The 10,933-nt window shown below is 70.0% G+C and carries 10 protein-coding genes; 9 read left to right on the forward strand and 1 reads right to left on the reverse strand.

The features are described 5' to 3' along the window. Nucleotides 1-379: 379 nt before the first annotated feature. From ADL01_RS12870 to ADL01_RS12880, 3 genes are all read left to right on the forward strand, one after another. Nucleotides 380-1,039 (forward strand): response regulator transcription factor, encoded by a 660-nt coding sequence (locus ADL01_RS12870; RefSeq protein ID WP_324614601.1) that lies wholly within the window; start codon nt 380-382, stop codon nt 1,037-1,039. A 183-nt stretch (nt 1,040-1,222) separates the two neighbouring features. Then, entirely contained in the window at nt 1,223-3,175 is a 1,953-nt protein-coding gene (locus ADL01_RS12875) for a 2-oxoacid:acceptor oxidoreductase subunit alpha (RefSeq protein WP_053742094.1), read from the forward strand. Beyond that, nucleotides 3,168-4,271: a 2-oxoacid:ferredoxin oxidoreductase subunit beta gene (locus ADL01_RS12880; protein ID WP_053742095.1), complete on the forward strand. Its 1,104-nt coding sequence runs from the start codon at nt 3,168-3,170 to the stop codon at nt 4,269-4,271. The genes ADL01_RS12875 and ADL01_RS12880 overlap by 8 nt, the downstream gene beginning before the upstream one ends. Before the next feature lie 48 nt (nt 4,272-4,319). Here ADL01_RS12880 and ADL01_RS12885 read toward each other — a convergent pair whose 3' ends face one another. Further along, on the reverse strand, nt 4,320-4,673 hold the full coding sequence (locus tag ADL01_RS12885) for a winged helix-turn-helix transcriptional regulator (RefSeq protein WP_053742101.1): 354 nt from the start codon (nt 4,671-4,673) through the stop codon (nt 4,320-4,322). 174 nt (nt 4,674-4,847) lie between these two features. Here ADL01_RS12885 and ADL01_RS12890 point away from each other — a divergent pair, with 174 nt between their 5' ends. The 6 genes from ADL01_RS12890 to ADL01_RS12915 form a co-directional block, all read left to right on the forward strand. Next, nucleotides 4,848-5,699, forward strand: a complete 852-nt coding sequence (locus ADL01_RS12890) for an SDR family oxidoreductase (protein WP_053742096.1) — start codon at nt 4,848-4,850, stop codon at nt 5,697-5,699. 167 nt (nt 5,700-5,866) lie between these two features. Next, nucleotides 5,867-6,841, forward strand: a complete 975-nt coding sequence (rarD, locus tag ADL01_RS12895; RefSeq protein ID WP_053742097.1) for an EamA family transporter RarD — start codon at nt 5,867-5,869, stop codon at nt 6,839-6,841. Nucleotides 6,842-6,942: 101 nt separating this feature from the next. Continuing rightward, on the forward strand, nt 6,943-7,437 hold the full coding sequence (locus ADL01_RS12900; RefSeq protein WP_053742098.1) for a VOC family protein: 495 nt from the start codon (nt 6,943-6,945) through the stop codon (nt 7,435-7,437). A 147-nt stretch (nt 7,438-7,584) separates the two neighbouring features. Beyond that, nucleotides 7,585-8,547 carry a M28 family metallopeptidase gene (locus tag ADL01_RS12905; RefSeq protein WP_053742099.1) on the forward strand — a complete coding sequence of 321 codons (963 nt, stop codon included), beginning with the start codon at nt 7,585-7,587 and terminating at the stop codon, nt 8,545-8,547. 127 nt (nt 8,548-8,674) lie between these two features. Then, nucleotides 8,675-10,108 (forward strand): hypothetical protein, encoded by a 1,434-nt coding sequence (locus tag ADL01_RS12910; RefSeq protein ID WP_159049516.1) that lies wholly within the window; start codon nt 8,675-8,677, stop codon nt 10,106-10,108. Between the two features lie 107 nt (nt 10,109-10,215). Next, nucleotides 10,216-10,933: amidase family protein (locus tag ADL01_RS12915; RefSeq protein ID WP_420719715.1), on the forward strand; the 718-nt coding region annotated here is incomplete at its 3' end.

Here is a 10,933-nt window from a genome sequence, read left to right on the forward strand (position 1 = left end):
TACCCGTCCCATCCCGTTCCTGGAGGCTGCGCCCCCAGACCCCGCTGTCAGCCCTTAAGGGGCCTCGTCCTCAAACGCCGGACAGGCTGAAAAGGGCCGGGCCTGGGCTGTAGACGCGGCGGGGGGGCTGGTGGGTGGCCACAGAAGCTCGGGCTGAAGGAGCCTTGTCCTCAAACGCCGGACGGGCTGAGGGTGCGGGGCCTGGGCTTGATGGAAGCGGCACACGGGTGAGTGGGTGGGAAACGCGACCTGGGCTGGAGGGGCCTCGTCCTCACGTGCCGGGTGGGCTGGAAATTCGCCCCCTCATCGTCCGGATACTGGGATGCTGGAGCCTGGTGTTCGGGCGGGGTGTGGGGGGCCGGGAAGCGTGGAGGACAGGGTGCGGGTCGTTATCGCCGAGGATTCAGTGCTGCTCAGAGAGGGCCTGACCCGGTTGTTGACCGACCGTGGGCATGATGTCGTCGCCGGTGTGGGTGACGGGGGCGCGCTGATCAAGACCATTACCGAGCTCGCCGCGCAGGGCGAGCTCCCGGACGTCGTCGTGGCGGATGTGCGGATGCCGCCCACCCATACCGACGAAGGGGTCCGGGCCGCCGTACAGCTGCGGAAATCGCATCCGGAACTCGGGGTGCTCGTGTTGTCGCAGTACGTCGAGGAGCGGTACGCGACCGAGTTGCTCGCCGGGTCCAGCCGGGGCGTCGGGTATCTGCTGAAGGACCGGGTCGCCGAGGTGCGGGAGTTCGTGGACGCGGTGGTGCGGGTGGCCCAGGGGGGTACCGCGCTCGATCCCGAGGTCGTGGCCCAGTTGCTGGGCCGCAGCCGTAAGCAGGACGTCCTCGCCGGGCTCACGCCCCGGGAGCGCGAGGTGCTGGGGCTCATGGCCGAGGGGCGGACCAATTCGGCCATCGCGCGGCAGCTCGTCGTCAGTGACGGTGCCGTCGAGAAGCACGTCAGCAACATATTCCTGAAACTGGGGCTCTCCCCGAGCGACGGTGATCACCGGCGTGTTCTGGCCGTTCTGACCTACCTCAACTCCTGAGCGCCTGGCCCGTGTCACTGTCGGGGCGGGAAATCATGACAAGTCGGGGCGCCGAACCGTCTCAACAAGGCGTCCATCATGCGATCGTCAAGGGAAGGTCGCCCTTACCGACGTACTGTTGATCCTGGGAGGGTCCGCGGGAGGACCGCTCCCAGGCCGCCGCCTCGAAGGAGGTCCAGTTCAGTGACCAGCCAGGTCAGCAGTCCCACGGACAGTTCAGCGGAGAAGGCCGGCTCAGACGTTGGAGCCGTCGTAGGAGAACAGCGCAACGCGGCGGGCGTCAAGGCCGTACGCCGCCTCGATCGGGTGATTATTCGGTTCGCGGGGGACTCCGGGGACGGGATGCAACTCACGGGGGATCGCTTCACCTCCGAGACCGCGTCCTTCGGGAACGATCTGTCCACTCTGCCGAACTTCCCCGCAGAGATCCGAGCGCCCGCAGGCACCCTGCCGGGCGTTTCTTCGTTCCAACTGCATTTCGCCGACCACGACATCCTCACGCCCGGGGACGCGCCGAACGTGCTGGTCGCGATGAATCCGGCCGCGCTGAAGGCGAACATCGCCGATGTGCCGCGCGGCGCGGAGATCATCGTCAACACGGACGAGTTCACCAAGCGCGCCATGCAGAAGGTCGGGTACGCGACGTCGCCGTTGGAAGACGGTTCGCTCGACGGATACAGCCTGCACCCGGTGCCGCTGACCACCCTGACCGTCGAGGCGCTCAAGGAGTTCGCGCTCTCCCGCAAGGAGGCCGAGCGCAGCAAGAACATGTTCGCGCTGGGCCTGCTGAGCTGGATGTACCACCGACCGACCGAGGGCACCGAGAAGTTCCTCGCCACCAAGTTCGCCAAGAAGCCCGAGATCGCCGCCGCCAACCTGGCCGCGTTCAGGGCGGGCTGGAACTTCGGGGAGACGACCGAGGACTTCGCCGTCAGTTACGAGGTCGCGCCGGCCTCGACCGCGTTCCCCACCGGCACCTACCGAAACATCTCCGGGAACCTGGCCCTGTCGTACGGGCTCATCGCGGCCGGTCAGCAGGCAGATCTGCCCCTGTACCTGGGGTCCTATCCGATCACGCCGGCCTCGGACATCCTGCACGAGCTCAGCAGACACAAGAACTTCGGTGTCCGCACCTTCCAGGCCGAGGACGAGATCGCCGGTATCGGGGCCGCGCTGGGCGCCGCCTTCGGCGGGGCGCTGGCCGTCACCACCACCTCCGGGCCGGGCGTGGCCCTGAAGTCCGAGACCATCGGGCTCGCGGTGTCGATGGAACTGCCCCTGCTGGTCATCGACATCCAGCGGGGCGGGCCCTCCACCGGGCTGCCGACCAAGACCGAGCAGGCCGATCTGCTGCAGGCCATGTTCGGCCGCAACGGCGAGGCCCCGGTCCCGATCGTGGCCCCGCGCACACCCGCCGACTGCTTCGACGCGGCCATCGAGGCCGCCCGTATCGCCCTTACCTACCGCACCCCGGTCTTCCTGCTCTCCGACGGGTACCTCGCCAACGGCTCCGAGCCCTGGCGCATCCCCGAGGTCGACGAACTCCCCGATCTGCGGGTGCGGTTCGCGCAGGGACCCAACCACACCCTGGACGACGGCACCGAGGTCTTCTGGCCCTACAAACGGGACCCGCAGACCCTCGCCCGCCCCTGGGCCGTCCCCGGCACCCCGGGGCTCGAACACCGTATCGGTGGCATCGAGAAGCAGGACGGCACGGGCAACATCTCGTACGACCCCGCCAACCACGACCTGATGGTCCGTACCCGGCAGGCAAAGATCGACGGCATCGCCGTACCGGATCTGGTGGTCGACGACCCGTCCGCCGCCGCCAACACCCTTGTTCTGGGCTGGGGTTCCACCTACGGGCCGATCACCGCGGCGGTCCGCCGGCTGCGGGGGGCCGGGGAGTCGATCGCACAGGCCCATCTGCGCCACCTCAACCCGTTCCCGCAGAATCTCGGCGAGGTGCTCAGACGCTACGACCGGGTCGTGATCCCCGAGATGAACCTCGGCCAGCTCGCCACGCTGATCCGGGCGAAGTACCTGGTGGACGCCCACTCGTACAACCAGGTCAACGGTATGCCGTTCAAGGCCGAACAGCTCGCCACGGCTCTCAAGGAGGCCATCGATGGCTGAGACGTCCATGAAAGGCGCCGGTACCGGCGTCAGCACTGGCACCGGCTCGATCGAGGCACTCACCCTGGTGCCCAAGGCCGTGGCCAGGCAGTCCATGAAGGACTTCAAGTCCGACCAGGAAGTGCGCTGGTGCCCCGGCTGCGGGGACTACGCGGTCCTCGCCGCCGTACAGGGTTTCATGCCCGAACTGGGGCTCGCGAAGGAGAACATCGTCTTCGTGTCCGGGATCGGCTGCTCCTCCCGCTTCCCGTACTACATGAACACCTACGGCATGCACTCCATCCACGGCCGCGCCCCCGCCATCGCCACCGGCCTCGCCTCCAGCCGCCGCGACCTGTCCGTCTGGGTGGTCACCGGCGACGGCGACGCGCTCTCCATCGGCGGCAACCATCTGATCCACGCCCTGCGGCGCAATGTGAACCTCAAGATCCTGCTCTTCAACAACCGCATCTACGGGCTGACCAAGGGCCAGTACTCGCCCACCAGCGAGGTCGGCAAGATCACCAAGTCGACGCCGATGGGGTCGCTGGACGCGCCCTTCAACCCGGTGTCGCTGGCGATCGGCGCGGAGGCGTCGTTCGTCGCCCGAACCGTCGACTCCGACCGTCAGCACCTCACGAGCGTGCTGCGCGAGGCCGCCGCCCATCCCGGTACGGCGCTCGTCGAGATCTATCAGAACTGCAACATCTTCAACGACGGCGCCTTCGAGGTCCTCAAGGACAGGCAGCAGGCCGAGGAGGCGGTGATCCGGCTGGAGCACGGGCAGCCGATCCGGTTCGGTGCCGACGGCGCCAAGGGTGTCGTACGGGACCGGGCCACCGGCGATCTGAAGGTGGTCGCCGTCACCGCCGACAACGAGGGCGACGTACTCGTGCACGACGCGCGCGCCGCGTCCCCGACCACGGCGTTCGCGCTCTCCCGGCTCGCCGACCCGGACACCCTGCACCACACGCCCATCGGCGTCTTCCGCTCCGTCGACCGGCCGGTGTACGACACACAGATGGCCGAGCAGCTCGACGCGGCGATCGTCCAGAACGGCAAGGGCGACCTCGGCGCGCTGCTCGCCGGCGGGGACACCTGGACCGTCGTCGGATAGACGGCCCGACGGACGGCCGACCGGCGGTCGGACGGACGAGACGAGTGGCTACCGCGCCCGGGCCTTTTCGGCCCGGGCTTCGTCGTAGGTGCGGCGGGCCCGGTCCACGTCCGGCATGCGCTCCGTCGTCCAGACGGCCAGCGCGCTGACCTGGGCGGCGGCCTCGCGGCCGAGGTCGGTGAGCGAGTAGTCGACGCGCGGCGGGATGACCGGCTTCGCGTCCCGGTGGACCAGCCCGTCGCGCTCCAGCGTCTGGAGGGTCTGCGTCAGCATCTTCTCGCTGACCCTGCCGATGGCCCGGCGCAGCTCACTGAAGCGGTACGGGCGCTCCAGCAGCTCCATGAGGACGAGGACCCCCCAGCGGCTGGTGACGTGCTCCATGACCAGGCGGTACGGACACATGCCCTCGGCGTCGACCGTCTCGTACTTGCCCGGGACCCGTTTGCTCTCAAGTTCCGCCTCAGCACTTACTCCACTTACTCCCATGTAAGTACCTTACTTGAAAGTGGGTACTTTCCAAGAGTTAGCGCTTCTCCTAGGGTTAGTGCCAGCCCGCATCCCACAAGGAGATACGCAATGAGCATTGTCGTCACCGGAGCCACCGGCCACCTCGGTCGCCACGTCATCGAGCAGCTGCTGGAGAAGGTTCCGGCCGACCAGATCACCGCCGTCGTGCGCGACGCGGAGAAGGCGTCCGGCTTCGCGGCCCGCGGCGTGAAGATCGCGGTCGCCGACTACAGCGAGCCCGCGACCTTCGACGGTGTCATAGCCGCCGGCGACAAGGTGCTGCTCATCTCCGGCAACGAGTTCGACAAGGGCCGCGTCGGCCAGCACAAGGTCGTCCTCGACGCCGCAAAGGCGGCGGGCGTCGCACTGTTCGCGTACACCAGCGCCTTCGGTTCCCTGACGGCCGCGCTCGCCGACGACCACCGGGGCACCGAGGCGGCGATCCTCGAGTCCGGCGTCCCCTACTCGCTGCTGCGCAACAGCTGGTACAACGAGAACTACACCGAGCAGCTCGCCGTCGCCCTCGAGCACGGTGTCACCCAGGCCGCGGGCGAGGGCCGGGTCGCCTCCGCCGCGCGCGCCGACTACGCCGCCGCCGCTGTCGCGGTGCTGACCGGCGAGGGCCACGAGAACACGACGTACGAGCTGAGCGGCGACACCAACTGGAGCTTCGCCGAGTACGCCGCCGAGGTGTCCAAGCAGTCCGGCAAGGACGTCGCCTACAACGCCGTCCCCGTCGAGGTCTACACCGGCATCCTGGTCGGCGTCGGCCTGCCCGAGGGCCTCGCCGCCATCCTCGCGGGCGTGGACGCGTGCATCGAGCAGGGCGAGCTGGCCGGCACCCCGGGCGACCTGTCCCGGCTGACCGGCCGCCCGACCACGCCGATCGCCGAGTCGATCGCCGCCGCGCTCAAGGCCTGACCCGCACACCCCTCGGGGGCGCGCACTCCCCCGTCGCGCCCCCGAGGACGCCCGCCCCCGACTGTCATGACCGTATGCCGATACGAACATGACAGTCCGGGGCGCTCGGCGTTACGGTCGTGACCGCACATCCATATGGTCATGTGCTGGTACGAGGGGAGACGCCGGTGGCCGGCAAGCCGACGAGCGAGCAGCGCACAGGTCTGCTGAACGGCTTCGCCGCATACGGGATGTGGGGCCTCGTCCCGCTCTTCTGGCCGCTGCTGAAGCCGGCCGGAGCGGTCGAGATCCTGGCCCACCGGATGGTGTGGTCGCTCGCCTTCGTCGGCATCGCCCTTCTGGCGCTGCGCCGCTGGGCCTGGGCGGGCGAGCTGCTGCGGCAACCGCGCCGACTGGCACTGATCACGGTCGCCGCGGCGCTCATCACGGTCAACTGGGGCGTCTACATCTGGGCCGTGAACAGCGGACACGTGGTCGAGGCCTCGCTCGGCTACTTCATCAACCCGCTCGTCACCATCGCCATGGGCGTGCTCCTGCTGAAGGAAAGGCTGCGGCCGGTGCAGTGGACGGCGGTCGGCGTCTGTCTGGCCGCGGTACTCGTCCTGACGGTCGGCTACGGCCGGCCGCCCTGGATCTCCCTGTGCCTGGCCTTCTCCTTCGCCACGTACGGCCTGGTGAAGAAGAAGGTCAACCTGGGCGGGGTGGAGTCGCTGGCCGCTGAGACCGCGGTCCAGTTCCTGCCCGCGCTGGCGTATCTGCTGTGGCTGGGCGGCCGGGGCGAGGCGACCTTCGGCGCGGAGGGCGTGGGGCACGCGGCCCTGCTCGCGGCGACCGGCATCGTGACCGCCCTCCCGCTGGTCTGCTTCGGCGCGGCGGCGATACGGGTGCCGTTGTCGACGCTGGGCCTGCTCCAGTACATGGCCCCCGTCTTCCAGTTCCTCCTGGGCGTCTTCTACTTCCACGAGGCCATGCCCCCGGAGCGCTGGGCGGGGTTCGCCCTGGTGTGGCTGGCCCTGATCCTCCTGACGTGGGACGCGCTGCGGGCGGCCCGGCGGGGGGCGCGGGCGCTCAGGGCCGGGGTCGACTCGACGATGCCCGCTCCGCCGGTGATGGACGCCGCGACGCAGGACGTACGCGGCTGACGGCGGCGCCATGGCTGGCGTTACGTCGGGTGCTACGTCGGGTGCTACGGCGGGCGTTTACAGCGGGCCGCTGTCAGTGCGACGCGTTATAAGTGGTCCTCATGACACAGACGCCCGCACAGACTCCCACCCCCACCCCCAGCGCCACCCCCGTGCACTGGAAGCTGGTCATCGACTGCGCCGACCCGCACGCGCAGGCCGACTTCTGGGCTGCCACGCTCGCGTACACGGTCGAGGATCACAGCGCGCTGGTCGAACGCCTGCTGGGCCTCGGTGCCGTACCGGCCGAGCTGACCGTCGAGTCGCACGGCCGCCGTGCCTGGCGGGACCTGGCCGCCGTACGGCATCCGGGTGACCCGTACGAGGAGGAGAGCGGGACCGGGCTCGGGCGGCGGCTGCTGTTCCAGCGCGTGCCGGAGCCGAAGACGGGCAAGAACCGGCTCCACCTCGATCTGCACCCCGGGCCGGAGCGACGCGCGGCGGAGGTCGAGCGCCTGACGGGGCTGGGGGCGGCCGTGCTGCGGGAGGTGCGGGAGGCGGGCGGCGAGTGGGTCGTGATGACCGACCCGGAGGGGAACGAATACTGCGTGCACTAGTCATGTCCATGTTCATTCGCGTTCATCCGATATGCGAACTCCCTGTCCAGATAGTGCTCTTGACGAATCGTTAGCCAGAGCTTCACCATCCAGGCACCTATCCACTGTGGAATCCCAGGGATTCCCCAGGAATTCGGAGCCCCCCACATGAAGCTCTCGGTTCCCGGACGCGTCACAGCCACCGCTGTGGCCGCCACCCTTCTCGCCGGCACCGCGCTCCTCACCACGGGCACGTCGGCCGGCGCCGCCTCCGCGCCCGAGGTCCGGCTCGCCGCCGCGCCCGACCTGCCCGTGGCCAACGTCAAGGCGCACCTGACCCAGTTGCAGTCCATAGCCACCGCCAACGGCGGCAACCGGGCGCACGGCAGAGCCGGCTACCGCGCCTCCCTCGACTATGTGAAGGCCAAGCTGGACGAGGCCGGATTCACGACGACCATCCAGCAGTTCACCGCGTCCGGCCGTACCGGCTACAACCTGATCGCCGACTGGCCCGGCGGCGACGCCAACCAGGTGATCATGGCGGGCTCGCACCTCGACAGCGTCACCGCCGGCCCCGGCATCAACGACAACGGCAGTGGCTCGGCCGCCGTCCTGGAGATCGCGCTCGCCGTCTCCCGCGCCCAGTACCAGCCGACGAAGCACCTGAGGTTCGGCTGGTGGGGAGCAGAGGAGCTGGGCATCGTCGGGTCCCGGTTCTACGTCAACAACCTCTCCTCCGCGAACCGTTCGCGCGTCAAGGGCTATCTGAACTTCGACATGATCGGCTCGCCGAACCCCGGCTACTTCGTCTACGACGACGACCCGACCATCGAGAAGACCTTCAAGGACTACTACGCCGGCATCGGCATCCCGACCGAGATCGAGACCGAGGGCGACGGCCGCTCCGACCACGCCCCCTTCAAGAACGCGGGCATCGCCGTCGGCGGTCTGTTCAGCGGCGCCGACTTCACCAAGACGGCCGCACAGGCGGCCAAGTGGGGCGGTACGTCGGGCCGGGCGTTCGACCGCTGCTACCACGCGTCCTGCGACACCATCGCGAACATCGACGACACCGCCCTCGACCGCAACAGCGACGCCGCCGCGTACGCCGTGTGGGAGTTGTCGAAGTAACGCGCACAGCCATGGTCCAACTCCCCCGTACCGCACTGACGATGGCATCGTATGGATGTCAAGATCAGTGATTCAGTACGACAGTTCGTCGGTACGTCGAACGTCGGTACGGGGGAAGGAACGTCAAATGCGCAGGGCGAGTACGAGAGTGATGGCGGCCGTCGTGGCGGGGCTGGTCCTCGCCGGATGTGCCGGATGCGGCGGATCCGCGGAGCCCGAGAAGGCCACGCGATCCGCTGCTGCCGGTGATCCCAAGGCAGACGGTCAACCGGTGGGCAAGCTCGCCGAGTTGACCGTCCCCGCCGCCTACGACGCCGACCGCGGCTGGGACCAGGAGCTGCCCTGGGTACGGAAGGGCGCCGACACCGCGCCCGTCGCCGTCGCCCCCGTCTCGGGGACCGTCGCGTACCTGGTCGCCGACCAGGCCGAGATGTACATGCAGGTACGCCGGGCCACCACGGGCAAGGTGCTGTGGACCAGCGCCCCCTGGACCCCACCGGGGACGCTGGACGACTCCGGGGGCAACGACCCCGCCGCCATCGCGCCCGCGTCGGTGACCGCCGTGAACGCGGGCGGGCGCGAGTACTTCGTCGCGTGGGCGCACGGAATGGACGGCAAGGACGCGTTGCACGACGGCAAGGAGATCATCCAGGCCGTGGTGTACGCGGCGGACGCCTCCGGCGACGCGGTCACCCCGCTCCGCAGCGTCGACATCCCCGTGCGGGTCGGCCCCGCCGGCACCCCCCAGGGCGAGATCGTCGTCCGTGACGGGGGCGCGGGCCGGGCCCTCTTCAGCTGGAACGACGGCTACGAGAGCCACGCGGCGACCATCGGCGTCGCGAGCCGCGAGGTGACGACGTGGGGCCCGGACGCGGGCACAGTCGTCGGGGTCACCGGGAAGGGGCCCCTGGCGAATGTCTCCGCCGGCGGGTTCGGCGTGTCCGGCGGCTGGTCCAGCAAGGACGCGACCCCCGAGGGCGCCGCCGCCGAACGGTCCGCCGGCTTCGGCTCCAAGGTCGTCAACGGCACCGCGGAGACGGTCGCGGACGGCAAGGTCGTCGCCTCCTGGGTCCCGTCGAAGGGCGCCGACGAGGACGGCACCGAGGAGACCGTGCGGACCGTGCACGACGCCGCGACCGGCAAGGTCCTGCTGCGCGCCGAGTGCCGCGACCGCACACTCACACAGCCGTTCGACCGCGACGACACCGTCCTCGGCGACAGCGTCCTGACGTCCGCATCCCCCAACAGCCGCTATCTCTCCTACGGTTGGATGCTCTTCGACCTCCAGAAGGGCAGCGCGGCCTGTCTCGCCGCGGGCGCGGGCGGGGACAAGGGCCGCAAGGACATGCTGATCGACTCCGTCCGCGACGACGGCACGGCGTACGGCACCGTCACGGGCTCGGACCCGCGCGTCGCCGTCGAGATCCCGGCCTCGACAGGCACACCGAAGGCCCTGCCGACCGGCACGGAGGTACCCGCGTACACACCGGCCGGGGCGGGCATCTTCCTCACCTGGAGCGAGGGCGGCGGAATCCTCGTCTCGGGGCGCGCGGAGCGTTGAGCCCGGCAGCAGAAGGGCGTTTCGCCGATCCCACATACCTCGCGGATCCCGCGTACCTCGCGGATCTCACGGTTCTGGAGATCGCCGCCGCTGTGCGGGGGCGGGAAGTGACCGCCGTCGAGGTCGTCACGGCCGCGCTCGCACGGATCGCCGTCGTGGAGCCGGAGCTGTGCGCGTTCGCGGACGTGTGGGGCGAGGCGGCGGTGCGGCGGGCACACGAGGTCGACGTACGGGTCGCCGCAGGTGAGCGGTTGCCGCTCGCGGGCGTGCCGATCGCGGTCAAGGGGCGGTACGGGGAGCGGGCGGCGGACGCGGTGCGGCTGATCGCGGCCGGGTGTGTGCCGGTGGGCGCAACGTCCGTTCCGGCACCCGGTTCCGGAACTCCCTGGCAAACATGGGGGCTTGGGGCCGGAGGGCCGACGATCAACCCATGGCGGCCAGACCGGGTGCCCGGCGGTTCGTCGGCCGGGGCCGCGGCGGCTGTGGCGGCGGGCCTGGTCCCCCTCGCCACCGGCGCGGACGGGGCGGGGTCCATCCGCATCCCGGCCGCCTGGTGCGGGGTGTTCGGCCTCAAGTCGACGAACGGACGCCTGCCGCATCCCGACCGAACGGGGCTGAGCACGGTCGGGGCGATCGCTCGCCGGGCGGCGGACCTGGAGGCGTACTGGCGGTGCGTGGGTGGGGGCGGCGCCGGCGCGGTGGAGGGGGCGGTGGGTGCGGCAGACATGGGGGATGCGGCGGGGGGGGGACGGGGGGGCAGTGGGGGGGGGGGGGGGGGGGGGGGAGGGCCCCGCACCGCCCCCTTGTTCGGATTCCCTGGGGTTG

The organism is Streptomyces sp. NRRL WC-3618, assembly GCF_001280005.1.
Taxonomy (GTDB): Bacteria; Actinomycetota; Actinomycetes; order Streptomycetales; family Streptomycetaceae; genus Streptomyces.